The organism is Kribbella sp. NPDC026596, assembly GCF_040638415.1.
Classification (GTDB): Bacteria; Actinomycetota; Actinomycetes; order Propionibacteriales; family Kribbellaceae; genus Kribbella.
Window position 1 is genome coordinate 11802 of sequence record NZ_JBEZYF010000042.1, and the last position, 26064, is coordinate 37865.

Below are 26064 nucleotides of genomic sequence, written 5' to 3' on the forward strand. Positions count from 1 at the left end.
GTCTACCTCGCGGGCGTCAGGACGTGCGTGGTCAGGGGGTGGTGGCAGGCGACGGCATGCAGTCCGTCAGAGGGTTTCAGTACCGGAACCTCCGTGGCACAGCGGTCGGTCGCAAGCGGGCACCGGGTCCGGAAATGGCAGCCGCTCGGTGGATCGATCGCCGACGGCAACTCTCCACCGAGACCGGCCGAACGGGCAATGGCCTCCCGGTTCTTCGCCGCGTCCGGCACCGGGATCGCCTTGATCAGCCCGGCCGTGTACGGGTGGCGCGGTGCGCTGTAGACGTCCTCACCGGCTCCGAGCTCGACGAGCCGGCCGAGGTACATCACGCCGATCCGGTCGGCCAGGTACTTCAGCAGCGACAGGTCGTGCGAGATGACGACGTACGTCTGGCCGTACCGCTCCTGCAGCGACCGCATCAGGTTCAGGATCTGCGCCTGGACCGAGACGTCCAGCGCGGACACCGGCTCGTCCGCGACGATCACCTTCGGCCGGAGGGCCAACGCCCGGGCCATCGCGATCCGCTGCCGCTGGCCACCCGAGAACTCGTGCGGGTACCGCTCCGCCGCCTCGCGTGGCAGTCCGACCGCCGCCAGCAGTTCGGCCACGGTACGGCGTCGCTCGCGCCGGGTGCCGATTCCCTGAGCCACCAGCGGCTCCGCGATCAGTGCGGCAACGGTCATCCGCGGATCGAGCGCGGCAGCCGAGTCCTGGAACATCATCTGCAGATCACGCCGGCGCTTGCGGAATCCGGTCCGGCTCTGCGCCGACAGATCCCGGCCGTCGAAGCTGACGGATCCACTGGTCGGCCGTTCCAACCCGACCAGCATCCGCCCGAGGGTGGTCTTGCCGCAGCCCGACTCCCCGACGATGCCCAAGGTCTCCCCGGCCGCGATCGTCAGCGTCACACCGGAGACCGCCTTTACCGCCCGCGCCCCGGAGAACGGCCGCTTCGACCGCACCCCGAACCGCTTGTGCACGTCGAACAGCTGCACCAGCGAGGCGGTGCCGCGCGGCTCCCCGGCCTCCCGGGCGCCGGCCACCGCCGCAGCAGGCGAGGTACGTCCATCGGCCGGATGAAAGCAGGCGTGCAGGTGATCCCCGCCGGTCGACGACGGATCGGTACGGCGGCAGTCGTCCTGCGCGAACGCACACCGCGGGGCGAACCGGCACCCCGGGGCCAGGTCGAGCAAGTTCGGCGGGCTGCCGGGAATCGTGGCCAGCTCCGCGTTCCGGTCGAGCTCCAAGGTCGGCATCGCCGCGAGCAACGCCTCGGTGTACCGATGGCGCGGCGTCTCGAACAACTCCCGTACGCCGCTCTGCTCGACCACCTGTCCGCCGTACATGACGGCGACCCGATCGGCGTACTCGGCGATCACCCCCATGTCGTGGGTGATCAGCAGAACACCCATCGACAGCTGTGCCTTCAGGTCGTCGATCAGGGTCAGGATCTGGGCCTGGATCGAGACATCCAGCGCGGTCGTCGGCTCGTCGGCGATCAGCAGCTTCGGATCGCACATCAGTCCGAGCGCGATCATTACCCGCTGCCGCATCCCGCCGGACAGCTGGTGCGGGTAGTCGTCGAGCCGCTCGCGCGGCCGCGGCATCCCCACCAGTCCAAGTACCTCCGTCGCCCGAGCCGTCGCCGCGGCACGGCTGCCGTCGACGTGGATCCGGTAGGCCTCCCGCAACTGACTGCCGATCGTCCGGACCGGGTTCAGCGAGGTCATCGGGTCCTGGAAGATCATCGCCAGCTCGCTGCCGCGCACCTTGCGCATGGCCGGCTCGTCCAGTTCGGTCAGCTCGCGGCCGTCCAGCCGGATCGAGCCGCCGGCGATCGACCCACCGGGCGGCAGCAGCCTCATGATCGACATCCCGGTCATCGTCTTGCCGGAACCCGACTCCCCCACGACACCAAGGGTTTCCCCGGCGCGGACGGCGAAACTCACCCCGTCGACAGGGCGGATCCGGCCTCGTGCGGTGTCGATCTCGGTCCGCAGCCCGGTCACCTCAAGCAGACTCATGTGCGATGTCACCTCCGTGACGGGACAGCCGGATGGAGAGCCGGCGGAAGCTTCGCCCGAACCTGATCCCGACCCGCGGATCCAGCACCCGCATCAGGTGATCGCCGGAGAAGTTCGCGAGCAGGATCGTTGCCATGATCGCGAGGCCGGGAAACGTCGACAGCCACCAGGCGTCGGCCAGATTGGTCGCACCCGCGGCCAGGTCACTCCCCCAGTCCGGCGCCGGCAGCCGGACACCGAGACCGAGGAAACTCAGGGTGGTGGCGGTCAGGATGCCCCAGCCGATCGCGCTGCTGCCGAGCACGACCACCTCGGTCAGCAGGTTGGGCAGCAGGTGCCGCCACGAGGTGCGCAGCGTGGTCGAGCCGAACACCCGGGCCGCCTCGACGTATTCGACCTTGCGGAGCCGGCGGACCGAGGACTCGACCACCCGGGCGAAGCCGGGGGTGAACGCGATCCCGATCGCCAGCACGATGCTGCGGACACCCGATCCGGCGGTAGCGATCAGGATCAACGCGATCAGCAGTACCGGCAGGGCGAGGAACACGTCCACCAGCCGCATCACCACGGCGTTGAGCCAGCGCGGAGCCACGCCGCCCAGTACGCCGATCGCGACACCCGCCGCGGTGGCGACAAGCACTCCCAGGAAACTCGCGATGAGCACCGGGCGCGCGCCGTACACCGTGCGGCTGTAGACATCGCGGCCGAGCAGATCCGTGCCGAACAGATGGCTGCCGCTGGGTCCCTCGAGGTGCGCGTCGCTCGTCGCAACCGGATCGACGTGAGCCAGCGCGCCGGGCGCGACCAGCAGCAGGAGCACCAGCAGTACGGCGACGCTCAGCGCTGCCCATTTGAGCCGGCTCATGCGGCAGCCTCCTGCCGGGTCCGCGGGTCGATGGCGCCGACGATCAGGTCCACGCCGAGATTGATGACGACGTACGCGATGCCGATCACGACCACGGCGCCCTGGACGACCGGGATGTTCTTGCTGGTGATCGAGGTGGCCAGGAAGCTCCCCAGCCCGGCCCGGCCGAAGATCACCTCGGTGATCGCGGCACCGGTCAGGATGTTGCCGAACTGAAGGCCGATCGTGGTAACCGCCGGCACCGAGGAGTTCCGCAGGACGTGCCGCAGGAGCACCCGCAACTCACCACTGCCGCGCGCCCGGGCGGACTTCACGTAGTCGCTGCGCAGCTCGTCGATCACCCGGCCGCGGACGAGTCTGGTCAGGATCGCCGCGTAGCCCCAGCCCAGTGAGACCGCGGGCAGTATGAGGCTCTTCGCCGTACCGTCATCGATCGCGGACAGCAGGTGCAGCCTGACGCTGAAGACGAGAACGAGGAGCAGGGCGAGGAAGAAGTACGGCACCGCGACGCCGGCGAACGAGATCCACCGCGCCACAGTGTCCAAGATCGAGCCGGGACGCATCCCCGCGACCAGTCCCAGCGGTACGCCGACCAGCACCGCCACGAGCATCGAGGCCGCCGTCAGGATCAGCGTGCTCGGAGCCCGGGACAGCAACTCGTGGCTGACCGGGGTCTGGGTCAGGAACGACGTACCCAGGTTGCCGTGCACCAGGTTGATCGCGAAGTCGGCGTACTGCCGCCACAACGGATCGTCCAGTCCGAGTTGTTGTCGCAGCGTCGCGATCTGCTCCGGTGACGCGTTCGCGCCGTAGAGGATCACTTTGGCCGGATCACCCGGTACGACGTGCACCAGGACGAACGCGATCAGGGTGATGCCGATGACGACCGGAATCGCCGCGCCCAGCCGGCGCGCCACGAACAGCGTCATCAGCCGACCGTGGCGCTGTGGAACGCCAGGTAGCCGTTGAGGGTCTGGTGCAGGTTCTGCACCTTCGGCGACAGCGTGAACGCCCCGGCCACATCCCACAGCGGCAGGTACATGGAGTCCTGCATCAGCTTCGCGCCGACCTGTTCGTACAGGCCGTTGCGAGTGGCGTCGGCGGCGGTCGCGTTCGCTGTGGCGATCAGCTTGTCCACCGCCGGGTTCGCGTAGTGCGACCAGTTGAAGCCGGACTTGATCGCGTTCGAGTTGACCCAGATGTTGAGCAGGTAGGGGTCCGCGCCGTAGTAGCCGAACGAGCCCAGGTTGTGCGCACCAGAGTTGAAGCTCGCCTGCGCCGCCGCGAACGGTTGGACGCCAGTGTTCGCGCTGAACCCCACTTTCTGCAGCTCCGACACGACGAACTGCGTCGGCAACTCCAGACCGCCACCGGCGAACAGGATGATCTCGAGGTTCAGCTTCTTGCCGTTCTTGGTCCGGGTCCCGCCGTCGCCGACCGTCCAGCCGGCCTGGTCGAGCAGCTGGCCGGCCTTGTCCGGGTCGTAGGAGTAGGTCTTGCTCGCCGCCTCGCTGAAACCCGGCGTGATCGGAGTGAGCACGTTGTGCGCGGGCTTGTAGACGTCGTACAGGACGTCCTTCACGAGCGTGTCCTGGTCGACGGCGTACATGATCGCCTGCCGCACCAGCGGGTCGTCGGTCGGCGGTTTGGTCACGTTGATCGGCATCCCCAGCGGCGTACCGATGGAAGGCACCAGCAGCTGCTGGAACTTGCCGGACTTCTGCGCCGCGGAGATGTTGTTGGGCGGCAGGTTCATCGCGATCTGCAACTGCCCGCTCTGCAAGGCGTTGTAGCGACCGCTGTCGTCAGTGACGATCCGGAAGACCAGCTTGTCCAGCTTGGCCGGGCCGTCGCTCAATACCTTCGGACCCCAGGTGTACTTCGGGTTCTTCAGCAGCGTCAGCTGGCTACCGGCCTGGTAGCTCTGGAAGCTGAACGGCCCGGTCCCGACCGGGTTGTTCCCGAAACCGGTCGGCCCGTACTTCGTCAGCGCGGTCGGTGAGGAGATGCCGAAGTTGCCGGCCGCCTGCTGGTGCAGGAACGACGCGTTCGGCGCCGTGAAGACGATCTGGACGGTGTAGTCGTCGAGGATCTTGGTCTCCTTGTATGGCCCGAGCGCCCCCAGACCACTCTTGGACTGGGTCTTCGGGTCGACCACGTGGTCGTACGTCGCCTTGACGGCCTTCGCGTCGAACGTCGTCCCGTCGTGGAACGTCACGCCCTTGCGCAGCTTGAAGGTGTACACCGAGGCGTCGGGCGAGATCGTCCACGATTCCGCCAGGCCCGGGTGGAAGGCGCTGCCGCCCTTTCCGTCGGGCAACCAGTAGACCAGCGGGTCGAACAGCGCGAACGAGATCAGCAACGTGAGCGCAAGCCCGGTGGCGCCCGGGTCGAGAGTGTCGGGGGTGGCGTTGATCCCCATCGTCAACGTGCCGCCACCGGCGGAGGTGGCCGCGGACGACGTGTCGTCACCGCAGGCCGTGAGCATCGGGGCGAGGCCGATCCCGGCGGCGAGCCCGCCACCCAGGCCGAGCAGCCTGCGGCGGGAGATCTGACCTGGAAGCGTGAGGTTCATGCGACGTGCTCCTTGGGCAGGCAGGAGAGATACTGTTCCGTATGTTGTATACGGAACTTGCTACGCGCATGTTTCGTCGCAGGCACGCGACGGTTTCAAAAGGGCCGATTCGTATACAGAATCGGCCGATCACGCAGGGCGGGCCGACTCCAGGTGCGGACGGAGCGCGTTGCGGACGCTGAGCACGTGGTGGCGGGCGGCCGCCTCGGCCAGGTCGGGATCACCTGCGGCGATCGCCGCGATCAGGCCGTGGTGCTCGGCCCAGGCGGCCGGGTTCTGCAACGGGGCGCTCTGCCGCAGCAACCACTGACCACGCTTGACCATCGGGATCGCCATGGCGATCAGGTAGTCGTTCCTGGTCAGCTCGAAGATGAGCGAGTGCAGCTCGGTGTGCAGGGTCGACAGGGCGTCGAGATCCTGGTCCGGCCCGGACTCGCTGACCAGGTCGAGAATGGCCCAAGCCCTTGCGATCAAGGCGGTTTCGGGATGCTCGACCGACGCCGCCAGCCGGGCACCCAGCGGCTCGAGGGCGAGCCGGACGTGGAACAGGTCCTCGGCCTGCTGGGCCGACAGCTTGGCCACGAAGGCACCCCGCCGCGCCGTCACGTCGAGGAATCCCTCGGCCTCGAGAACCCGCATCGCCTCCCGGATCGGGTTGCGGGACACCCCCAACTGCTGGGCGAGCCGGTCCTCGACCAAGCGCTCGCCCGGCGGCAGCGAGCCGGCCAGAATGAGCCGCCGCAACTCCGCGGCGACCACGTCACGCAGCGGACGGTGGCCATCGCCGACGACAACCGGATTCGTGGTCACCCGGTTCATCGTATACGAAACCCCCGGGGTCATTCCTGACCCCGGGGGCGCGCTCGAGCTCTACTTGTCCTTGGGCTCCGGCTTGGCGTCGACGCCGGCTTCCTTGCGTTGTTCGGGGGTGATGGCGGCGGGGGCCGCGGTCAGGGGGTCGTAGCCGCCACCGGACTTCGGGAACGCGATCACGTCGCGGATCGACTCGGTGCCGGCCAGCAGCGCGGTGATCCGGTCCCAGCCGAACGCGATCCCGCCGTGCGGCGGCGCGCCGAACTTGAACGCGTCGAGCAGGAACCCGAACTTCTCCGAGGCCTCCTCGTCGGTCAGCCCCATCACCTTGAAGACCCGCTTCTGCACGTCCTCGCGATGGATACGGATCGACCCGCCGCCGATCTCGTTGCCGTTGCACACGATGTCGTACGCGTACGCCAGCGCCGATCCCGGATCGGTGTCGAACGTCGCCAGCGAGTCCGGCTTCGGCGAGGTGAAGGCATGGTGTACGGCGGTCCACGCGCCGGAACCGACCGCGACATCACCGGCCGCGGTGGCCTCGTCGGCCGGCTCGAACAGCGGCGCGTCGACGACCCACACGAACGACCAGGTCGACTCGTCGATCAGCCCGCCGCGACGGCCGATCTCCAGCCGGGCGGCGCCGAGCAGCGCCCGCGACGACTTCACCGGACCGGCGGCGAAGAAGATGCAGTCACCCGGCTTCGCGCCGACGTGGTCGGCGATGCCCGCGCGCTCCTCGTCCGACAGGTTCTTCGCGACCGGACCACCGAGCTCGCCGTCCTGACCCACCAGCACGTACGCCAGACCGCGCGCACCACGCTGCTTGGCCCAGTCCTGCCACGCGTCGAGCTGCTTGCGCGGCTGGTCGGCACCACCCGGCATCACCACGGCACCGACGTACGGCGCCTGGAACACCCGGAACGGCGTGTTCTTGAAGTACTCCGTGCACTCGACCAGCTCGAGGCCCATCCGCAGATCCGGCTTGTCGCTACCGAACCGCGCCATCGCCTCGGCGTACGTCATCCGCGGGATCGGCGTCTGGACGTCGTACCCGACGAGCTTCCAGAGCGCGGTCAGGACCTCCTCGGACAGCGCGATGATGTCGTCCTGGTCGACGAAGCTCATCTCGATGTCGAGCTGGGTGAACTCCGGCTGCCGGTCGGCGCGGAAGTCCTCGTCGCGGTAGCAGCGCGCGATCTGGAAGTACCGCTCCATCCCGGCCACCATCAGCAGCTGCTTGAACAGCTGCGGCGACTGCGGCAGCGCGTACCAACTACCCGGCTGCAGGCGAGCCGGCACGAGGAAATCGCGAGCGCCTTCCGGCGTGGACCGGGTCAGCGTCGGCGTCTCGATCTCGACGAAGTCGTGCCCCGCCAGTACGTCGCGAGCCGCGCGGTTCACCTGGCTGCGCAGCCGGAGCGCGGCGCCCGGGCCCTGGCGACGCAGGTCGAGGTACCGGTACTTCAGCCGGACCTCTTCGTTCACCGGCGTGGCGTGGTGCTCCTCGACCGGGAACGGCAGCGGCGCGGCCTCGTTCAGCACCTCGACCTCGGTCGCGATGATCTCGATCTCGCCGGTCGGCAGGTTCGGGTTCGCGTTGCCCTCCGGGCGGGGCGAGACCTCGCCGACGATCTTCAGGCAGTACTCCGACCGCAGGCCGTGCGCGGCGTCCTCGTCGCGGATGACGACCTGCACGGTGCCGGTGGAGTCGCGCAGGTCGATGAAGGCCACGCCGCCGTGATCGCGTCGCCGCGCCACCCAGCCCGCCAGGATCACGGTCTGCCCGGCGTGCTCGGCGCGCAACGAGCCTGCGGAATGGGTACGGATCACGAGTTCTCCTGAGTGGTGTCGATCTGGGGTCGTACGTCGGCCGCCGGCGGCATCCACGTGGCCGGGTCGGCCGGCACCTGCTCGCCGCTGCGGATGTCCTTCATCTCGGGACCGTTCTCGGTGCTGAACAGCACGAACGGGATCCCCCGCCGGTCCGCGAACCGGATCTGCTTGCCGAACTTCGCGGCGGCCGGGGCCACCTCGACCGGGATCCCCCGGCTCCGCAGCTGCGCGGCCGTCCGCATCGCGTCGGCCCGGTCCTCTTCGGCGTTCAACGCGACGAGCACGGCGGTCGGCGTACTGCGGGAGCCCTTCAGCAGCCCCTGCGACACCAGCCGGTGCACCAGCCGGGACACGCCGATCGAGATCCCGACCCCCGGGTACGTCGTCTTGCCGTCGGACGCGAGCGCGTCGTACCGGCCGCCGCCACCGACCGACCCGAACGACTCCTGGCCGACCAGGTAGATCTCGTAGACCGCGCCGGTGTAGTAGTCCAGGCCGCGAGCGATCCGCAGGTCGGCCATCAGCAGGCCGGGCGCGTGCTCGGCGGCCGCGGCCATCACCTGGCTCAGCTGCTCGAGTCCCTCGTCCAGAATCGGGTGCTCGACACCGAGCGCACGGACCTGATCGGCGAACGAGGTGTCCGCGCTGGAGATGTCCGCCAGCTGTACGGCGAGCCGTGCCTGCTTGTCGGTCGCGCCGGCCTCGATCAGCCGCTCGACCACTTTCTCCGGGCCGATCTTGTCGATCTTGTCGACGATCCGCAGCACCGAGGTCACGTCGTCCAGGCCGAGCCCGAGGTAGAAGCCCTCGGGGATCTTGCGGTTGTTCACCTTGACCACGAACTCCGGCACCGGCAGCTTGCGCAGCGCGTCCGCGATCACCAGCGGGAGCTCGACCTCGTAGTGGGTCGGCAGGGAACCTGCGTCGATGATGTCGATGTCGGCCTGCGTGAACTCGCGGTAGCGGCCCTCCTGCGGGCGCTCACCCCGCCAGACCTTCTGGATCTGGTAGCGGCGGAACGGGAAGACCAGCTTGCCGCTGTGCTCCAGCACGTACCGCGCGAACGGCACGGTCAGGTCGAAGTGCAGCCCGAGTGCCGCGTCCTCGTCCGATCCGGCCGCCAATCGCCGTACGCCGTAGATCTCCTTGTCGGCGTCCTCGCCCTGGTTGGACAAGCGCTCGACCGGCTCGACCGCGCGGGTCTCGATCGACGCGAACCCGTGCAGCTCGAACGTCTCCCGGATCACGTCGAGGAACCGCTGCTCGACGATCCGGTCCTGCGGAAGGAATTCGGGGAACCCGCTGAGTGGGCTGAGTTTGCTCATGACTTGGCCTTGCTCATATGTTCGGTATCTCCAGGTCCTGCAAGTAGGGGTTGGTCGCCTTCTCCCGGCCGATCGTGGTCTGGCCACCATGACCCGGCAGGACGACGATCTCGTCGCGCATCGGCAGGATCTTGGTGGCCAACGTATGCAGCATCGCCGGATGGTCGCCCCCAGGCAGATCCGTCCGGCCGATCGACCCGGCGAACAACACGTCACCGGAGAACAGGATTGCCGGCACCGCTCCGTTGTTTTCGGGCCCGGCGTACGGCGTACTGAACGTGACCGAGCCCCTCGTGTGTCCAGGGGTGTGGTCGACGGTGAAATTCAGGCCGGCCAGCTCCAGGGACAGGCCGTCCTTGAGCTCGGCGACGTCGTCCGGCTCGGCGAACTCGTGCGTACCGCCGAGCAGCATCCGGGCCGTCTCCGGGCTGATCCCGGCCATCGGGTCGGCGAGCAGGTGCCGGTCGTCCGGGTGGATCCAGGCGGTGGCGTCGTACGTCCCGCAGACCGGAAGTACCGAAAACATGTGGTCGATGTGACCGTGCGTGAGCAGCACGGCGACCGGTTTGAGCTTGTTCTCCCGGACCACCTGCTCGACGCCGGCGGTCGCGTCCTGACCGGGGTCGATGACGATGCACTCCGCGCCCTGGCCGGTGGCGACGACGTAGCAGTTAGTACCCCACGCACCCGCGGGGAACCCGGCGATGAGCACGACAGACCTTCCTGAAACGGTTCCGGACCACCCAAGGCTACCGGTGCCCACCGGGTGAGTTCGAACCGGATTGTGACGCAACACCGTTGCGCCTGGGCTGGGAGTTTGTGATTGTTCAGGGATAAGCGTCGGGATGGCACTCGACGCGCCCAGGCAGGACCCTGTTCGCTCGGTTGGACCGGAGACTGACCAGAATGGGCACGAGCGCAATACATACCGCCGGAAGGGGCGAGTTGTGGCCGGAGAGAGCTGGGGCCGGGTAGCTGAGGACGGAACGGTCTTCGTACGGACCAAGGACGGTGAACGGGCGGTCGGCCAGTGGCCCGACGCGAACCCCGAGGAGGCGCTCGCCTTCTACACCCGCCGGTACGACGCGCTGGCGTTCGAGGTGGATCTGCTCGAGAAGCGGGTCCAGGCGGGCACGGTGTCCCCCGACGACGCGCGGTCCGCGGTGAAGAAGGTGACCAGCTCCATCGACGAGGCGCAGGCGGTCGGCGACCTCGACGGCCTGCGGGCCCGGCTGGAGGCACTCACCCCACTGGTCGCCCAGCAGCGCGAGAAGCGCAAGGCCGAGCGGGCCGCGAAGGTCGAGGAGGCGCGGTCGGCCAAGACCAAGATCGCCACCGAGGCCGAGACCATCGCCGCCGGCACCGACTGGCGCCACGGCGTCACCCGGCTGCGCGAACTGCTCGACGAGTGGAAGGCGCTCCCCCGGCTCGACAAGTCCAGCGACGACGAGCTGTGGCACCGGTTCTCCTCCGCGCGGACGACGTACACCCGGCACCGCAAGCAGCACTTCGCCGAGCTCTCCTCCAAGCGTGAGGAAGCCGCGGTGGTCAAGGAGCGGCTCGCGGCCGAGGCCGAGACCCTCTCGTCTTCCAGCGACTGGGGCCCGACGTCGGGCCGCTTCCGCGACCTGATGCGGCAGTGGAAGGCCGCCGGCCCCGCGCCCCGCGAGGTCGACGACAAGCTGTGGGCCCGATTCCGCGCCGCGCAGGACACGTTCTTCGGTGCACGCGACGCCATCCAGGCCGAGGAGAACGCCGAGCAGGTGGAGAACCTCAAGGCCAAGGAGGCGCTGCTCGTCGAGATCGAGGGCATCCTCCCGGTCGAGGACGCCAAGGTCGCCCGCGAGCAACTGCGCGACCACCTCGACCGCTGGGACCAGATCGGCAAGGTCCCGCGCGACTCGATGCGCGCCATCGACTCCCGCCTGCGCGCCGTCGAGCAGGCCGTCAAGGCCGCCGAGGACGAGGTCTGGAACCGCAGCAACCCCGAAGCCCGGGCGCGCGCCGAAGCCACGGTCAAGCAACTCCAGTCCCTGATCTCGGACCTGGAGAAGCAAGCCGCCAAGGCCGAGTCCCAGGGCAACGCCCGCAAGGCCAACGAAGCCCGCGAAGCCATCGCCGCCCGCCGCGAATGGCTAACCCAAGCCCAAAACGCCCTCTCCGACTTCAGCTAACCCCCTGTGGATAACTCCCAGCAGGATTAGACCCCTTTCAGTCATCCTGCTGGGATGTTCGAGTACGACCTGCCGTATTAATTTGCCGGGACTCCGTTTACGGCTCGTCAGGTGCCGCGCAAGCTCGCCTGGCTACTGGCGCGCGGCGAGATCCGCCAGTTCCTGAAGGGTGTCTACGTCGACGTCCGGGTGCCCGACTCACCCCGGCTTCGCGCGGACGCCCTGCGCTTGGTCGTCCCGTCGGACGCGGTCGTGTGCGGGCGAGCGGCCGCGTGGCTGCACGGGATCGACACCACGGCGCTCGGACCCGAGGAACTGATGCAGGCTCAGTGGACCCGTCAGGTGACCGACGACGTGGTCGAGGTCGACGGCATTCGGGTCACCAGACCAGCTGCTACCGCACTCGCCTTGGCGATGCAGCTGCCGAGGCCCTTCGCACTCTCCGCCGTCGATGCCCTCCTCCGCTCAGGCCGCGCCGATCGGTGGGCGCTACGTGCGGCCTCCGCCGCCTACGAAGGCCGCCCCGGCTACCGCCAAGGCCAAGACATCCTCCGCTACGCCGACCGCCGCGCTGCCTCACCCGCTGAGTCCTGGCTCAGGTTGCGGCTGGTAGACGCCGGCTTCGGGCGGCCTGAGCTGCAGGTCCCCGTCGATGGTCCGACGCGGACGTATCGCCTCGACCTCGGGTACCCGGATCGGCCTGTGGACGGGCGGCGGCTGGGGCTTGAGTACGACAGTGACCAGTGGCATTCGAGCACTAAGCAGCAGTTGCGCGACGAGACCCGCCGTACCGAGTTGGATGCCCTGGGGTGGCACATCCTCCCGGTACGGCAGACTGACCTGTGGGGCTCCTATCCGGCGCTGGAGCTCGCGGTAGGCGCCTTCTTGTGCCAGGAGCCACGGTTGCCGCGGCGGTGGTAGAGAACCACGCCAACCAGGAGTACAGCGGCGAGGGGGAAGATGAGGTCGTTGTAGGTGCGGGGAGCGGGTGTTGCGGCGGTGACGTCGTAGCCGCCGGCGACGCCCTGGGCGTTGTAGGTGGTGCCGGGGAGTTTGTCGGAGTAGCGGGTGGAGACGAGATCCTGGTAGGCGGCGACCGCGATGGGCTTGGTGCCGATGGACTTGGTGGCGGCGGGGTTGAGCGGCCGGATCTGGGTGCCGGTGAGGGCGTACCAGGCGCCGATCTGGGGTTCAGTGAAGACGAGCGCACCACGGGCGGCGGCGAACATGCGGGCTTCGGTGTTGCCGCTCGCCACGTTGACGGCCTGCCACTCTCCCGTGGCCGGGTCGGGAGCGGTGAAGACTGTCAACGCCTGACCACCCTTGGTGGCGTGCGTAGCGGCGTACCAGAAGGTTGCCACCGGCGCTGAAGCGACGCGCACAAACGCGGGGTTCAGGGCGTACACAGCATGCATGTCCGATGCGACAGTCGGTGCAGCGGCGGCCTTCGCGGAAGCGCCTGCGACCTTGCCGAGCAGGCTCAGAGCGGTCAGTGAGTGCGCGGCGGTGGTTGCCTTTGACAACTCGTTGCTGGAGACCGGCTCAGGACCGGCCGCGTTGGCGGAGCCGCCACCAGACAGCGCCAAGCCGAGAGCGGCGAGCAGTACGGCGCCGACGCGGAGCAGGATGTTCTTCGGGCGGGGCATGTCAGGCTCCGATCCGGTACAGGGAGTGGGTCCAGGTGAACTCGGAGTTGGACCGGTACCAGTTGTACGTCGAGTAGTTGTAGCGCGGGTCGTCCGGCCAGGGGTTGTAGTACTCGATCGTGGAGTCCGACGAGTCGTACCGGATGATGTCCATCATGTGACCGCCACCCGAGGTCCAGCCGATCCGCGTCATCACCGGACGCACGTCACGTTCTGGCTGTTGCCGAAGGCCAGGTTGCAGAACTGGTTCTGTGAGTACGACTTTCCGTAGAACGCGGCGATGCTGTTGCCGCTGGCGGCCCAGCATCGGTTGGACTTCTGCTGCGCCTGCCCGGAGACGTTGAGGTAGTAGCTGCCGGGCGCTGCCGACGCCGGCGGCGCGAGCGGTACCAGCGTGGCCAGGCCGATCATCGTTGCCAGGAGCAATGACCAGATGCGGCTGGGGCGGAGCCTGCGCATGGATCCTCCTTCAGTGCCGACCGCAGCTCCCACCGGAGACGAATCACGCAAAGCGTTGTCGCCGTACAGCCCGTGGATCGCCTCATCATCGCGGCCCAAGGCGAACCAGGCGGTGATGTCGACCAGCTCTCCCTACGCGCGGTCAGCGGCTGCCGGACCGGCCGGGTCGCGCGCTCTCCCGAGACGAGCGCGATGCTCGGTGAACTCCTACTCGACCGCGTCCTCGCCGTCGGTGACACGGCTGTCGTGCACTACGATGCTCACCGCCGACGGCCGCGCGCACGTCGTCGAACCGTCCGCCGCCCCGGGTTCGGTCGGCATCGCGTGGGAGTGGGATTAGCTCTGGAAGCCCGCGTGGACGTGGTCGTGGTGGGTCTGGTCGGAGAAGAACGCCGAACCGGACAGCTGGTACGGACCGCCGACGTTGTACGACCCGAGCGCCTCGGTCGCCCGCATGTACGACGTGATCAGCGAACGTGACGTGGTCGGCGCGACGACGGCGTGACCGTCGATCTGCCAGGTGTCGAACGCACGCCCGCGCGGGTGATCGCTGGGCCGGTTGGTGCCGAAGACGTTCAGCGGGTGGCCGGAGCGGATCACGCTGACCCCGATCCGATAGGTCTCCGCCAGCTGCAGCATCGTGGTGAGCACGCTGTCGTGCACCTGCCCCGACCGGATATCGGCCGCGGACGCGGGCGGCAGCGCGATCCGATCGCTCGCCAGCACCTGCCGCGCCGCCGCCGACAGCCCGGTAGCCGCCGGACCAGGCTGGGCCGGATGCGTCGAGGTCACCCGCCAACTCCCCCGCGTCTTACTCAGCCGTACGTCGACCGTCGTACCGCCAGTGACGACACGGCCACCGCTGATCGTGTACACCCGGCAGGGCACCAACACGCTCGCCGAGTCCCCCAAGATCCCGCCGTACTGCGCATCGATCACCTCGACCACAGACCGTGACCCACCTAGCAGGTCGACAACCGCCGCCACCGCCGCGCGCTTGGCCGCGGGCTGGATCTCCCCCGACCCAGGCGACCACGTCCGCACCGAAGGAAGCGCGACAGCGGGAGTGGAGGCCGGCGCACTCGGCTTACTCGGCGCCCGCGGAGTACCGGACGTGCCTGGTGCGCTCGGCGTCCCCGACGAGCTCGGCTGCTGCCCAACCGACGACCCGCTGCAGCCCGCCAGCAGCCCAACGCCGGCGATCAGCAGCCCGCGTCGCGCAAGTCCATCCGAGGAAGCCATACCCGCAGTCTCCCCGGCGTCACAAACGGCCGAGGCCTACTGAGTCACGCGATAGACGTCGAAGACGCCTTCGACCGAGCGGACTGCTTTCAGGACGTGGCCGAGGTGGGTCGGGTCACCCATCTCGAAGGTGAAGCGGGACTTGGCGATCCGGTCACGGGTGGTCGTCAGCGCCGCGGACAGGATGTTCACGTGGTAGTCGGACAGCACCCGGGTGATGTCCGAGAGCAGCCGGGCCCGGTCGAGCGCCTCGACCTGAATCGCGACCAGGAACACCGACTGCGCTGTCGGCGCCCACTCAACCTCGACGATCCGCTCCGGTTGGGTCTGCAGGTTCTCGACGTTCGCACAGTCCGCCCGGTGCACGGAGACGCCCGCACCGCGCGTGATCCAGCCGATGATCTCGTCGCCCGGAACCGGCGTACAACACCGGGCCAGCTTGGACAGGATGTCGGTCGCACCCTTGACGATGACACCAGCATCGCCCCGGGCAGTCCGCTTCCGACGCTCCCGCGTCTGCGGCAACCGCAGGCCCTCGGCGAGGTCCTCGGCCGCCCCCTCCTCACCGCCATACGTCTCGATCAGACGCCGTACGACGGCCTGCGCGGAAACGTGGCTCTCGCCGACTGCGGCGTACAGACCGGTGACATCGGGGTAGCGCAGCGAGTTGGCCACCGCGGTGAGGGTCTCGTGCGACAGCAGGCGCTGCAGCGGCAGGCCCTCCTTGCGGAGCTGCTTGGCGATCGCGTCCTTGCCGTGCTCGATCGCCTCGTCGCGGCGCTCCTTGGAGAACCAGTGCTTGATCTTGTTCCGCGCGCGCGGGCTCTTGACGAATGTGAGCCAGTCACGCGACGGTCCAGCGCCCTGCGCCTTCGAGGTGAACACCTCGACGACGTCGCCGTTCTCCAGCGTGCTCTCCAGCGGCACGAGCCGGCCGTTGACCCGGGCGCCGATGCAGCGGTGCCCGACCTCGGTGTGGATCGCGTAGGCGAAGTCGACCGGCGACGACCCTGTCGGCAGCGACATCACGTCGCCGCGCGGGGTGAAGACGTAGACCTCGGAGTTGTTGATCTCGAACCGCAGCGAGTCCAGGAACTCCGACGGGTCGGAGGTCTCCCGCTGCCAGTCGACGAGTTGCCGCACCCACGGCATCTCGTTCGGGCCGCCGATCTCGGTGCTGGGCGGCCCGACCGCGTCCGGCGCGGCCGTGCTCGGGTCCTCCTTGTACTTCCAGTGCGCGGCGATGCCGTACTCCGCCCGGCGGTGCATCGCGAACGACCGGATCTGCAGCTCCACCGGCTTGCCCTGCGGGCCGATCACGGTGGTGTGCAGCGACTGGTACATGTTGAACTTGGGCATCGCGATGTAGTCCTTGAACCGGCCGGGCACCGGGTTCCACCGCGCGTGCAGGATGCCGAGCGCGGCGTAGCAGTCCCGGACCGACTCGACCAGCACGCGGATGCCGACCAGGTCGTAGATGTCGCCGAACTCGCGGCCGCGGACGATCATCTTCTGGTAGATCGAGTAGTAGTGCTTGGGCCGGCCGGTGACGGTCGCCTTCACCTTGGCGGCGCGCAAGTCCTCGTGCACCTGGTCGATCACCGACGCCAGGTACTCGTCCCGCGACGGTGCGCGCTCGGCGACCAGCCGGACGATCTCGTCGTACACCTTCGGGTGCAGGGTCGAGAAGGACAGGTCCTCGAGCTCCCACTTGATCGTGTTCATACCGAGCCGGTGGGCCAGCGGGGCATAGATCTCGAGCGTCTCGCGGGCGATCCGCTCCTGCTTCTCCTGCCGCAGGAAGCCGAGCGTGCGCATGTTGTGCAGGCGGTCGGCGAGCTTGATCACCAGCACCCGGATGTCCTTGGCCATCGCGACGACCATCTTGCGGATCGTCTCGGCCTGCGCGGACTCGCCGTACTTGACCTTGTCCAGCTTGGTGACGCCGTCGACCAGCATGGCGATCTCTTCGCTGAAGTCGGCGGTGAGCTCGGCCACGGTGTACGGCGTGTCCTCGACGGTGTCGTGGAGGAGGGCGGCGCACAGGGTCGGCGCGGTCATACCGAGCTCGGCCAGGATGGTGGCGACGGCGAGCGGGTGCGTGATGTAGGCGTCACCGCTCTTGCGGAGCTGGCCGGTGTGGTACTTCTCCGCGGTCCGGTAGGCGCGCTCGATCATGCCGAGGTCGGCCTTGGGGTGGGTCGCCCGGACGACGCGGAACAGCGGCTCGAGCATCGGCGCCCGGTTCGGGTGCCTGGTTCCGCCGAGGCGGGCGAGCCTGGCCCGCACCCGGGCCGGCGCGATTCGCGGCGGCTGGGTGGCAGGCGACGGTGACACGGGCGCCGGGCGCGCCGGTGCCGGCGCGCGCGGTGGCTCCTGCGGTACCACGTTCGGCACCGCTGATGTCATCGCCGGGTCTTCGCCCACGTTGTGTCCCTCCGCCGACAGACCACCAGTCTAGGGGGCTGCGGCCAACGAGGTTGAATCACCCTGTGGACAACACGCCGGGTGGGTTCGTGATGTCAGACTGTGACGAGGGCGGACAACTGCTCGCCGGCCAGCCGTTTGCGCCCCGGCAGGAACGAAAGCTCGAGCAGGACCGCGGTCTCGAGAACTTCCGCCTGGCAGCGGCGGATCAAGCGCAGGCACGCCTCGACCGTGCCGCCGGTGGCGAGTACGTCGTCGATCACGAGCACCCGGTCACCCGGGGTGAACGCGTCCTGGTGCACTTCGATGGTCGCCTCGCCGTACTCCAGCGCGTACGACTCCTCGTACGTCGCCGCCGGCAGCTTCCCCTTCTTGCGCACCGGGACGAACCCGGCGCCGAGGGCGAGCGCGACCGGGGCGGCCAGGATGAACCCGCGCGCCTCGATCCCGACCACCTTGTCGACCACCGGGTTCCCGTCGTCGTCCTTCCCGGCCGCGGCCAGCGCCTCGACCACCTGGGCGAAGCCGCTGTGGTCGGCCAGCAGCGGGGTGATGTCCTTGAACACCACCCCTGGCTGCGGGTAGTCCGGGATGTCGCGGATGCCGTCGGCCAGCACCTGCTCGAGCGACCGCATCACTTACCGCGCTTCGACCGCGGCTTGCGCGTCGGCTGCGGCCGTCCGGCCGCCGTCGCCTTCATCGGGCGTGCCGCCGGCGTCGGCGCCGTACCCGCCGGCCGGTCCTTGCGCGGCGTGTCCTGGACGACGGACCGCGCGGCGGCCGCACCTGCGCCCGCACCCGCGGTCGCCACGGCGACCGGAGCACCCGCCTTCGCCGCCTGGGCCCGCTTGGCGATGACCCGGCGCCTCAGCGCCTGCATGCCCGGCTCACGCTCCTTGAAGACCGCGAGCAGCGCCGGCGCGATGAAGATCGACGAGTACGCACCGACCGCGACACCCACGAACAGCGCCAGCGAAAGGTCCTTGAGCGGCCCGGTCCCCAGCACCACCGTTCCGACCACGAGGATCGAGGCGATCGGCAGCAACGCGGTCACCGTGGTATTGATCGACCGTACGACGGTTTGGTTGACGGCCAGGTTCGTCGCGTCGGAGTAGGTGTAGCGGGTGTTCCCGGTGATGCCCCGGGTGTTCTCGCGGATCTTGTCGAACACCACGACCGTGTCGTACAGCGAGTAACCGAGGATCGTGAGTACGCCGATCACCGTCGCCGGGGTGACGTCGAAGCCGATCAGCGCGTACACGCCGACCGTGATCGTGACGTCGTGGATCAGCGCGATGATCGCGGCCGCCGACGCCTTGGGTTCTCGGAAGTAGGCCCAGATCACCAGGAACACCAAGCTGAGGAACACACCGAGCGCCCAGATCGCCTTGTTCGCGATCTGCTGCCCCCAGGACGCGCCGATCTGCTGAGAGGTGACCTGGTCGATCGGGACCCCGGCCTCCTTGGCGATCGCGGCACGGACCTTCGCGATGTCGTCCTGCGCCAGCGGCTTGGTCTGCACCCGCACCTTGTCGGAGCCGATGGTGGTGACGACTGGGTCGCCGAGATCCTTGGCATTGGTCGCCTTCACCACACTGGTGAAGTCGTCGACGGTGTTGCCGGTGACCTTGACGTTCGCCTGGTACTCGACGCCGCCCTTGAACTCGATACCCAGCGCGAGGCCGCGGGCGAAGAGCCCGATCAGCGAGATGGCCACCAGGGCCAGGGAGATCGTGAACCAGAGCTTGCGATGACCGATGAAGTCGTACGAGACCTCACCGCGGTGCAGCTTGGCACCGAGCTGTCCGAGCTTCGACATCAGACCTCCCCTCCAACCGGCTTGGGCTTCGACGTCGGCTTGGCAGGCCGGGCCGACGGTTTCATCTGACCAGGCAGCCGCTCCACACCGAGATGCTCGGGGTCCAGACCGGACAGCTTGTGGCCGTGACCGAAGAAGTCGGTCCGGGCCAGCAGGGTGACCATCGGCTTGGTGAACATGAACACGATCACGAGGTCGAGCGCCGTGGTCAGGCCGAGCGTGAACGCGAAGCCCTTCACGCTGCCGACCGCCAGGACGTAGAGCACCACCGCGGCGAGCAGCGAGATCGAGTCAGCCGCGATGATCGTGTGCTTGGCCCGGGCCCAGCCGGTCTCCACCGAGGAGCGCAGACTGCGGCCCTCGCGCACTTCGTCCCGTAGTCGTTCGAAGTAGATGATGAACGAGTCCGCGGTGATACCGACCGCCACGATCAGACCGGCGATACCGGCCAGGGTCAGGGTGAACCCGATCGCGTGGCCGAGCAGACAGACGAGCTGGTACGTCAGGATGCCCGCGATCCCGAGCGACGCCACCACGACGATCCCCAGCCCCCGGTAGTACAGGAAGCAGAAGAGGACGACCAGGATGAGGCCGATGATGCCGGCCCAGATGCCCGCGGACAGCTGGTCGCCACCTAGCTGCGGCGACACGGTCTCGACCGACGAGATGTCGAAGGAGATCGGCAGGGCGCCGTATTTCAGCACGTTCGCCAGGTCACGCGCCTCGGCCTCGGTGAAGGTACCGGTGATCTGCGCCTGGCCGCCCGGGATCGGCTGCGCGACGCTCGGGGTCGAGATGGTCTCGCCGTCGAGCACGATCGCGAACAGGTTCTGGCCCTCGCCGCGGGCGGAGATGTTCTGGGTGGCCTTGAGGAACTTGTCGCCGCCCTCGCCGGTGAACTTCAGGTTGACCTGCCACTGGAAGCCGCCCTGCGGGATGCCCGCGCTGGCGTCGGCCAGGTCGGTGCCCTTCATGATCGCCGGACCCAGCAGGTACTTGAACTGCTTGTCGCGGTCACAGGAGAACAGCGGCTTGTTCGGGTCGTCGGTCTGCGGGTCACCGCACTTGAACGCCGCGAACGCTGCCTGCGTGGCCGCGTCGGGGACGTAGCTCAGCGGGTCGCCGGGGTTCGTGGCCGGCGTCGTCGGCGTGGCGGTGGTGGGCGCGGTCGGCGTCGTACTCGGCTTCGGCGTCGGGGTCGGCGTGGCGGCCTTGCCGAGCGCGCTGGTCCAGGCGCGGCCCTTCGGCGTGGCGCTCGGCGTGGTGCTGGCCTTCGGCTTCACCGTCGTACTGGGCTTGGGCGTGGTGCTCGGCTTCGGCGTACCCGTCGGGGTCGGCGTCGGTGTCGCCACCGGCGCGAGCGACTGGCCGTCGTACACGATCCGGAAGTAGAGCAGCGCGGTCTGGCCGACCTGCTTGACCAGAGCGTCCTGGGTGGCGCCGGGGACGGCCACGTTGATGTGATTTCCGCCGGACGTGGTGATGTCGGCCTCGGCGACACCCGCACCGTTGACCCGCTGAGAGATGATGTTCTTCGCCTCGTTCAGCTGGTCGGCGGTCACCGAGCCACTGCCGGCAGCGGGTTTCGCGGTCAGCGTGATGGTGGTGCCACCGCGCAGGTCCAGGCCGAGCTTGGGCTTCCAGGTGTTGGTCAGCGCCATGATCCCGAACAGCAGGACCACGATGACCGCCAAGGCGATCAGGTTCCGCCAGGGACGGGATGTCGTCGTCGTTGCCACGTCAGATTCAACCTTTGTGCTTCTGGGCGCGCCGCAACGTCAGAGTAGACGCCGGGCGACGCGCCTCAGGCCGTTGGGACGGAAATCAGTTCTCGGTGTGCGTCGGCGGCAGCTTCGGCGCGTCCTGCACCTTGCCGTCGGCCTTGTCCTTACCCGCGTCCGGCACGTCCACGGGGTCCTTGAGGTCCCCGGCCGGCTCGTCCTCGGCCTTGTCGACACTGTCGGCGTCGGTCGCCTCGGCGTCCTCGTCAGGGATGACCCGGCCGACCGCGGCCTTGACCACCTGCACCAGCACGCCCTCGGAGATCTCCAGCGTCACGTACTCGTCGTCGGTCTCCTCGACGATGCCGACCAGGCCGCTGGTGGTGATCACCTTGGTACCCGGGCTGAGCGAGGCCACCGTCTTTGCCTGCCGGTCGCGCTGCTTACGCTGCGTGCGGCTCATGAACCAGATCATCCCGACGATCAGGATCAGCGGCAGCAGCAGCGTGAAGCCGGAGCCGCCGGAAGAGGCCATCGGTACGGCGAGGAGTTGCATGGGGTCTCAAAATCCTTCGTCGATCGGGAGTACGGGCGTCCGGCACGCTCTGCTCAAGCGCGCAGGTCGCAGCGGAATGGCCTGAGGTCAGGCCACCGGGGAGTCTAACCCTGAGCGGCAACAACTTCCTCATGACACCGGGTCACGTTTGAGTTACTCGCTACGGAGTGTCTACGTTCCGGCGCCCGCGGACGTTCCCGTCGTATCCGCTCTGCAATCTGGGTCGAACTCTTTCAGTCGTCGTCTGTGTCGAACAAAGTGTCCGCGAAGGTGGCGCCCTTCGGGACCTTGAGCCCGATGTGCCGCCAGGCCGCGGGCGTGGCGACGCGGCCGCGCGGCGTACGGGCCAGATAGCCGGACCGGACCAGGAATGGCTCGGCCACTTCCTCCACGGTCTCACGTTCTTCGCCGACCGCAACCGCCAACGTGGAAAGACCTACCGGTCCCCCGCCGAAACGGCGGCACAGAGCGTCCAGAACGGACCGGTCGAGCCGGTCCAGGCCCATCTTGTCCACCTCGTACAGCTCCAGCGCCGCCTTGGCGAGGGCGAGCGTGACGATGCCGTCAGCCCGTACCTCTGCGTAGTCGCGGACCCGGCGGAGCAGCCGGTTCGCGATCCGCGGCGTACCGCGGGACCGGGATGCGATCTCGGCCGCGCCCTCCGGGGTGATGTCGACCTCGAGCAGCGCGGACGACCGGTTCACGATCTTCTCGAGCTCGGCGGCGTCGTAGAACTCCAGGTGACCGGTGAACCCGAACCGGTCCCGCAGCGGCCCCGGCAGCAGCCCGGCCCGGGTGGTCGCGCCGACCAGCGTGAACGGCGGGATCTCCAGCGGGATAGCGGTTGCCCCCGGCCCCTTGCCGACGATCACGTCGACCCGGAAGTCCTCCATCGCCATGTAGAGCAGCTCTTCGGCGGGCCGGGACATCCGGTGGATCTCGTCGAGGAACAGCACCTCGCCCTCGCTCAGCCCGGACAGGATCGCGGCGAGGTCGCCGGCGTGCTGGATCGCCGGACCGCTGGTGATGCGCAGCGGCGCCGACATCTCGCTGGCGATGATCATGGCCAGCGTGGTCTTGCCCAGCCCGGGCGGGCCGGACAAGAGCACGTGATCCGGCGCCCGGTTCCGTCCGCGAGCGGCGTGCAGGACCAGCTCGAGCTGCTCGCTGACCCTGCGTTGCCCGCCGAACTCAGCCAGGGTGCGCGGCCGCAGCGCGGACTCGATCTTGCGTTCCTCGAGATCCACCGCGTCCGCGGACACCAATGGCCGGACGTTGTCTTCCATCTCTTATGCCTTCGACAGCACGCGCAGCGCGGCACGCAGCAGATCGGGGACGGACGGGTTCGGGCTGTCGGCGGCGAGCGGCGAGACCGCGGTGACGGCGTCCTCCGCGTCCCGGGTCGACCAGCCGAGGCCGACCAGGCCGGCATGCACCTGGTCCCGCCAGGCCTCCTGCGCCTGCAGCGGACGACCGGACACCGTCTTCGACGGCGCGCCGATCTTGTCCTTCAGCTCCAGCACGATCCGCTGCGCACCCTTCTTGCCGATGCCGGGAACCTTCACCAGTACGGCGAGATTCTCGGTCGCAACGGCTTGTCGCAGTTGATCCGGACTCAGCACCGCAAGCGCCGCCTGGGCGAGCTTCGGCCCGACCCCGGATGCCGTCTGCAGCAACTCGAACAGGTCCTTCTCATCGTCATCCGAGAAGCCGTACAGCGTAAGCGAGTCCTCCCGCACCACCATCGAGGTCGCCACCCGGGCTTCCTGCCCCGGCCGCAACCCCGCGAGGGTGCCGGGATGGCAGAACACCTGCAGGCCCACTCCCCCGACCTCGATCACGGCACTGTCCACACCAATGGCCGCCACGGGCCCCCGTACAAAGGCGATCATCGCCAACCTCCAAGCCGTTCGGCCCTGCTCATCACTTGCTCACCGCTTGCCCTGCTGGGCCGCCACGGCGGCCCGCAGCCTAGCCACTTGGAGGCGGGATTGCGCCTGCGCCAGTGCTTCCAGGTTCGACCGGCTGGCGGCCGCCTCCTGCAACTTGCTGGTCACGCCGCCGCGCCAGACGTGGCAGATCGCCAGCGCCAGCGCGTCGGCGGCGTCAGCCGGCGTCGGGCGCTCGGCGAGCTTGAGGATCCGGGTCACCATCGTGGTCACCTGTTCCTTGTCCGCCCGGCCCGATCCGGTGACTGCGGCCTTCACCTCGCTCGGCGTGTGCAGCGCGACCGGCAGACCGCGCCGTGCGGCCACCACCATCGCCACTCCGGACGCCTGCGCCGTGCCCATCACCGTACGGACGTTGTGCTGCGCGAACACGCGCTCCACCGCGACCGCATCCGGCCGATGCTCGGTGATCCACTCCTCCAGCTCGGCCTCGATCCGGACCAGCCGCTTGGCCACGTCCAGATCGGCCGGCGTCCGGATCACCCCGACGGCGACCAGTGTCGGCGGCTTGCCCGGCGAACCCTCGACGATGCCGAGTCCGCACCGGGTCAGCCCCGGGTCGACGCCGAGCACCCGCATGGACCACCTCCGAACGTTTGTTCGACAACCCTAATCGGCGCTGCCGGACAGCGGGTAATCGACGCGCCGGATCAGAAGTAGTCGAGCATGTACGACGCCGACCCCGCGAACGCCGCGTCGAGGGCCGCATCGTTGGTGGCCGGCCCCTTCGCCAATCCCGCTCCCCGCAGCACGTTGAGCGACGTACCGGCGTACAAGGCAGCAAGCCCGCGTGGTCCGAATCTCATTGAGTCAGCCGCCTCCGCCGGCGCCAGCTCTCCGACCCCATCCGCCACCGTCAGGTGCCAGTCCCCGCTGTTCTCCGGTACGTCGGGATCGTCGATGCGCACGTCCACCTCCACTACGGCGCTCGGCGCGAACCCGCGTGCCGCGATCGCCGCCGGGGCGTCGAGCAACCGCAGCATCCAGCGCTGCTCCTCGGCCTTCTTGTCCGCCTCGGTCTCGATCATGAGGTGGATCGGGTCGCCGGGCGGGAGGTATGCGTGCACGGTCCGCGCGATCGAGGATCCGGAACCGACGGTGGCCCACAGCGCCCGCGCGGTCTGCTCCGATCCGGCGATCAGCTCGTCGACGGACAACTCCTCGTCGCCGGCCCAGTTGTAGAGCACGAATCCGTCATCGGCCAGGAACGCGGTGTTGTCCTCGTCCGCGAGCCACTCCTCGATCTCGTCGAGCGGCCAGATCAGGACGCCGTTCGACCGCCGGGACTCGTTCACCCGGCTGGCCACCTCGAGGAACCGCTGCGCATCGTCAGGCCCGGCCCGGCGGATGCTGACGTCCTTACCGCCGAGGCGGCGCAGATCGGCGGACTGGAAGGAGTACTTGTACCGCGACCCGCCGAACTCGTACCCGAGGTGCCGGTAGATCACCGTCGTCGCCGGGTACAGCGCGGACAGCGGGAAGCCTTTCTCGACCCCGCGCCGCATCACCCCACGCATCAGCAGGCTGCCCACACCACGGCCGCGGTACTCCGGTGACACGACAACGCCGGCCACCCCCGCCACCGGGATCCGTCGGCCGCTCCACCACTGCCCGAAGTTCCAGAACCGCGCCGCCGCGACGAGGGCGTCCCCGTCGGCGACCCCGACGTACCGGCCGTCCTCGAGGAACTTGACGGCGTACTTCCACCACTCGTCCCGGTCCCCCGACGCCATCGTCCCGAACGACTGCCTCCGGATCCGCAACACGTCCTCGAGGTGGTCCTCGGTGATGTCCACCAACCGCAGCGCATCAGTCACGCCGACGACCCTACGTGCTCGGCCGCTCCGTTACCCACAAATAGATGGTGCCCTCGACAACCACGGTGCCGTCGTCCCGCGTCGCCTTCACCTTCACCGGCACCTCCGGCCCGGCCGTCCACGCCGCCGGATCCGTCTCCGCCGAGCAGGTCAGATCGGACGTGGACTTCGCCAGGTAGGCGACCTCCATGCCCTTGGGTAGCCAGCGCTTGTCCTTCGGAATGGTCGCCTCGGCCAACGCCCCCATCGCCGCCTCCAAACCGTTGCACACGGCAATCGCATGCACGGTGCCGATGTGGTTCTGCACCGCCCGCCGCTTGGGCAGCACCAGCGCCGCGTAGTTCGGGCTCACCTGCACGAACCGCGGCCGAATCGACCGAAAGTAGGGCGCCTTCCAGGTGAACGCCCGCGAAAACACCCGCTCCCCACCCGGCACCACCCGCAACCGCTCCCACATCCCCAACACCTGACTACCCATCCCCACATGTTACCCGCCAGTCACATACCCGTCGACCCCCGCCCAACACAACCACCGCCAACCGGCCACCGCCTCGCGGCGACAGATCTTTTGGCCGCCTCCGCGGCGTTGCGGGGACCGGTACACGCACGAACCCAAACGGCGAGAGCGCTACCCACAACGGCAACCGCACCGACGGCCTAGGGCAGCGAACCGAGAGGCGAGCGAGTGACGGCGATCCGCAAAGGCAGTCAGCCGCCAGCAGCCAGCAGCCAGCAGCCAGCAGCCAGCAGCCGAAAGTACAGACGAGTCCGCCTTAGGTGTTCGGCGAGAGCTTCACGGCGCCAGCATTCATGCAC

The 26064-nt window shown here is 68.6% G+C and carries 24 protein-coding genes; 2 read left to right on the forward strand and 22 right to left on the reverse strand.

Features of this window, described 5'->3' with window-relative positions; all coding sequences use genetic code 11:
- Positions 1 to 2 precede the first annotated feature (2 nt).
- From AB0E63_RS29295 to AB0E63_RS29330, 8 genes are all read right to left on the reverse strand, one after another.
- Positions 3 to 2024 carry an ABC transporter ATP-binding protein gene (locus AB0E63_RS29295; protein ID WP_360373238.1) on the reverse strand — a complete coding sequence of 674 codons (2022 nt, stop codon included), beginning with the start codon at positions 2022 to 2024 and terminating at the stop codon, positions 3 to 5.
- Positions 2011 to 2889, reverse strand: a complete 879-nt coding sequence (locus tag AB0E63_RS29300; protein WP_360373241.1) for an ABC transporter permease — start codon at positions 2887 to 2889, stop codon at positions 2011 to 2013. Before AB0E63_RS29300 ends, AB0E63_RS29295 begins: the two co-directional genes overlap by 14 nt.
- Positions 2886 to 3818, reverse strand: coding sequence for an ABC transporter permease (locus tag AB0E63_RS29305; protein ID WP_360373244.1), 933 nt, complete (start codon positions 3816 to 3818; stop codon positions 2886 to 2888). Before AB0E63_RS29305 ends, AB0E63_RS29300 begins: the two co-directional genes overlap by 4 nt.
- On the reverse strand, positions 3818 to 5464 hold the full coding sequence (locus AB0E63_RS29310) for an ABC transporter substrate-binding protein (RefSeq protein ID WP_360373247.1): 1647 nt from the start codon (positions 5462 to 5464) through the stop codon (positions 3818 to 3820). Before AB0E63_RS29310 ends, AB0E63_RS29305 begins: the two co-directional genes overlap by 1 nt.
- Before the next feature lie 129 nt (positions 5465 to 5593).
- Positions 5594 to 6274, reverse strand: a complete 681-nt coding sequence (locus AB0E63_RS29315) for a GntR family transcriptional regulator (protein WP_360373250.1) — start codon at positions 6272 to 6274, stop codon at positions 5594 to 5596.
- Between the two features lie 60 nt (positions 6275 to 6334).
- Complete coding sequence (gene aspS, locus AB0E63_RS29320; protein WP_360373253.1) at positions 6335 to 8110, reverse strand: aspartate--tRNA ligase; 1776 nt, start codon at positions 8108 to 8110, stop codon at positions 6335 to 6337.
- Positions 8107 to 9438 carry a histidine--tRNA ligase gene (gene hisS / locus AB0E63_RS29325; protein WP_360373256.1) on the reverse strand — a complete coding sequence of 444 codons (1332 nt, stop codon included), beginning with the start codon at positions 9436 to 9438 and terminating at the stop codon, positions 8107 to 8109. The genes aspS and hisS overlap by 4 nt, the downstream gene beginning before the upstream one ends.
- A gap of 13 nt (positions 9439 to 9451) precedes the next feature.
- Positions 9452 to 10150 (reverse strand): MBL fold metallo-hydrolase, encoded by a 699-nt coding sequence (locus AB0E63_RS29330; RefSeq protein ID WP_360373259.1) that lies wholly within the window; start codon positions 10148 to 10150, stop codon positions 9452 to 9454.
- Positions 10151 to 10385: 235 nt separating this feature from the next.
- Here AB0E63_RS29330 and AB0E63_RS29335 point away from each other — a divergent pair, with 235 nt between their 5' ends.
- Positions 10386 to 11612: a DUF349 domain-containing protein gene (locus AB0E63_RS29335; protein WP_360373262.1), complete on the forward strand. Its 1227-nt coding sequence runs from the start codon at positions 10386 to 10388 to the stop codon at positions 11610 to 11612.
- Between the two features lie 111 nt (positions 11613 to 11723).
- A complete protein-coding gene (locus AB0E63_RS29340) occupies positions 11724 to 12533 on the forward strand; it encodes a hypothetical protein (RefSeq protein ID WP_360373265.1) in 810 nt (269 codons plus the stop codon).
- Here AB0E63_RS29340 and AB0E63_RS29345 read toward each other — a convergent pair.
- The 14 genes from AB0E63_RS29345 to AB0E63_RS29410 form a co-directional block, all read right to left on the reverse strand.
- Positions 12464 to 13258 (reverse strand): hypothetical protein, encoded by a 795-nt coding sequence (locus AB0E63_RS29345; RefSeq protein WP_360373268.1) that lies wholly within the window; start codon positions 13256 to 13258, stop codon positions 12464 to 12466. The genes AB0E63_RS29340 and AB0E63_RS29345 overlap by 70 nt on opposite strands.
- Before the next feature lies 1 nt (position 13259).
- Entirely contained in the window at positions 13260 to 13454 is a 195-nt protein-coding gene (locus AB0E63_RS29350; RefSeq protein ID WP_360373271.1) for a hypothetical protein, read from the reverse strand.
- Positions 13451 to 13717 carry a papain-like cysteine protease family protein gene (locus tag AB0E63_RS29355; protein ID WP_360373274.1) on the reverse strand — a complete coding sequence of 89 codons (267 nt, stop codon included), beginning with the start codon at positions 13715 to 13717 and terminating at the stop codon, positions 13451 to 13453. Before AB0E63_RS29355 ends, AB0E63_RS29350 begins: the two co-directional genes overlap by 4 nt.
- Before the next feature lie 336 nt (positions 13718 to 14053).
- On the reverse strand, positions 14054 to 14959 hold the full coding sequence (locus AB0E63_RS29360) for a hypothetical protein (protein WP_360373276.1): 906 nt from the start codon (positions 14957 to 14959) through the stop codon (positions 14054 to 14056).
- A gap of 36 nt (positions 14960 to 14995) precedes the next feature.
- Positions 14996 to 17194, reverse strand: a complete 2199-nt coding sequence (locus AB0E63_RS29365; protein WP_360373395.1) for a bifunctional (p)ppGpp synthetase/guanosine-3',5'-bis(diphosphate) 3'-pyrophosphohydrolase — start codon at positions 17192 to 17194, stop codon at positions 14996 to 14998.
- A gap of 287 nt (positions 17195 to 17481) precedes the next feature.
- On the reverse strand, positions 17482 to 18021 hold the full coding sequence (locus AB0E63_RS29370) for an adenine phosphoribosyltransferase (RefSeq protein WP_360373279.1): 540 nt from the start codon (positions 18019 to 18021) through the stop codon (positions 17482 to 17484).
- The gene (secF, locus tag AB0E63_RS29375) at positions 18021 to 19205 is read right to left on the reverse strand and encodes a protein translocase subunit SecF (RefSeq protein WP_360373282.1); all 1185 of its coding nucleotides are present in this window, start codon (positions 19203 to 19205) and stop codon (positions 18021 to 18023) included. The genes AB0E63_RS29370 and secF overlap by 1 nt, the downstream gene beginning before the upstream one ends.
- Complete coding sequence (gene secD / locus AB0E63_RS29380) at positions 19205 to 20905, reverse strand: protein translocase subunit SecD (RefSeq protein ID WP_360373398.1); 1701 nt, start codon at positions 20903 to 20905, stop codon at positions 19205 to 19207. Before secD ends, secF begins: the two co-directional genes overlap by 1 nt.
- Before the next feature lie 124 nt (positions 20906 to 21029).
- Positions 21030 to 21482, reverse strand: coding sequence for a preprotein translocase subunit YajC (yajC, locus tag AB0E63_RS29385; protein ID WP_360373285.1), 453 nt, complete (start codon positions 21480 to 21482; stop codon positions 21030 to 21032).
- Between the two features lie 233 nt (positions 21483 to 21715).
- Positions 21716 to 22768 (reverse strand): Holliday junction branch migration DNA helicase RuvB, encoded by a 1053-nt coding sequence (gene ruvB / locus AB0E63_RS29390; protein WP_360373288.1) that lies wholly within the window; start codon positions 22766 to 22768, stop codon positions 21716 to 21718.
- A gap of 3 nt (positions 22769 to 22771) precedes the next feature.
- Positions 22772 to 23374 (reverse strand): Holliday junction branch migration protein RuvA, encoded by a 603-nt coding sequence (gene ruvA / locus AB0E63_RS29395; protein WP_360373291.1) that lies wholly within the window; start codon positions 23372 to 23374, stop codon positions 22772 to 22774.
- 39 nt (positions 23375 to 23413) lie between these two features.
- On the reverse strand, positions 23414 to 24010 hold the full coding sequence (ruvC, locus tag AB0E63_RS29400) for a crossover junction endodeoxyribonuclease RuvC (protein WP_360373294.1): 597 nt from the start codon (positions 24008 to 24010) through the stop codon (positions 23414 to 23416).
- 71 nt (positions 24011 to 24081) lie between these two features.
- A complete protein-coding gene (locus AB0E63_RS29405) occupies positions 24082 to 25248 on the reverse strand; it encodes a GNAT family N-acetyltransferase (RefSeq protein ID WP_360373297.1) in 1167 nt (388 codons plus the stop codon).
- A 10-nt stretch (positions 25249 to 25258) separates the two neighbouring features.
- Entirely contained in the window at positions 25259 to 25726 is a 468-nt protein-coding gene (locus AB0E63_RS29410; RefSeq protein ID WP_360373300.1) for a hotdog fold domain-containing protein, read from the reverse strand.
- Positions 25727 to 26064 lie beyond the last annotated feature (338 nt).

Bases quoted from the DNA above. Each gene is read 5' to 3' on its own strand.
- AB0E63_RS29295 (WP_360373238.1), bottom strand. From the start codon at position 2,024: ATGAGTCTGCTTGAGGTGACCGGGCTGCGGACCGAGATCGACACCGCA.
- AB0E63_RS29300 (WP_360373241.1), bottom strand. From the start codon at position 2,889: ATGAGCCGGCTCAAATGGGCAGCGCTGAGCGTCGCCGTACTGCTGGTG.
- AB0E63_RS29305 (WP_360373244.1), bottom strand. From the start codon at position 3,818: ATGACGCTGTTCGTGGCGCGCCGGCTGGGCGCGGCGATTCCGGTCGTC.
- AB0E63_RS29310 (WP_360373247.1), bottom strand. From the start codon at position 5,464: ATGAACCTCACGCTTCCAGGTCAGATCTCCCGCCGCAGGCTGCTCGGC.
- hisS (WP_360373256.1), bottom strand. From the start codon at position 9,438: ATGAGCAAACTCAGCCCACTCAGCGGGTTCCCCGAATTCCTTCCGCAG.
- AB0E63_RS29345 (WP_360373268.1), bottom strand. From the start codon at position 13,258: ATGCCCCGCCCGAAGAACATCCTGCTCCGCGTCGGCGCCGTACTGCTC.
- AB0E63_RS29355 (WP_360373274.1), bottom strand. From the start codon at position 13,717: ATGCGCAGGCTCCGCCCCAGCCGCATCTGGTCATTGCTCCTGGCAACG.
- AB0E63_RS29360 (WP_360373276.1), bottom strand. From the start codon at position 14,959: ATGGCTTCCTCGGATGGACTTGCGCGACGCGGGCTGCTGATCGCCGGC.
- AB0E63_RS29365 (WP_360373395.1), bottom strand. From the start codon at position 17,194: ATGCTCGAGCCGCTGTTCCGCGTCGTCCGGGCGACCCACCCCAAGGCC.
- AB0E63_RS29370 (WP_360373279.1), bottom strand. From the start codon at position 18,021: ATGCGGTCGCTCGAGCAGGTGCTGGCCGACGGCATCCGCGACATCCCG.
- secF (WP_360373282.1), bottom strand. From the start codon at position 19,205: ATGTCGAAGCTCGGACAGCTCGGTGCCAAGCTGCACCGCGGTGAGGTC.
- yajC (WP_360373285.1), bottom strand. From the start codon at position 21,482: ATGCAACTCCTCGCCGTACCGATGGCCTCTTCCGGCGGCTCCGGCTTC.
- ruvB (WP_360373288.1), bottom strand. From the start codon at position 22,768: ATGGAAGACAACGTCCGGCCATTGGTGTCCGCGGACGCGGTGGATCTC.
- ruvA (WP_360373291.1), bottom strand. From the start codon at position 23,374: ATGATCGCCTTTGTACGGGGGCCCGTGGCGGCCATTGGTGTGGACAGT.
- ruvC (WP_360373294.1), bottom strand. From the start codon at position 24,010: ATGCGGGTGCTCGGCGTCGACCCGGGGCTGACCCGGTGCGGACTCGGC.
- AB0E63_RS29410 (WP_360373300.1), bottom strand. From the start codon at position 25,726: ATGGGTAGTCAGGTGTTGGGGATGTGGGAGCGGTTGCGGGTGGTGCCG.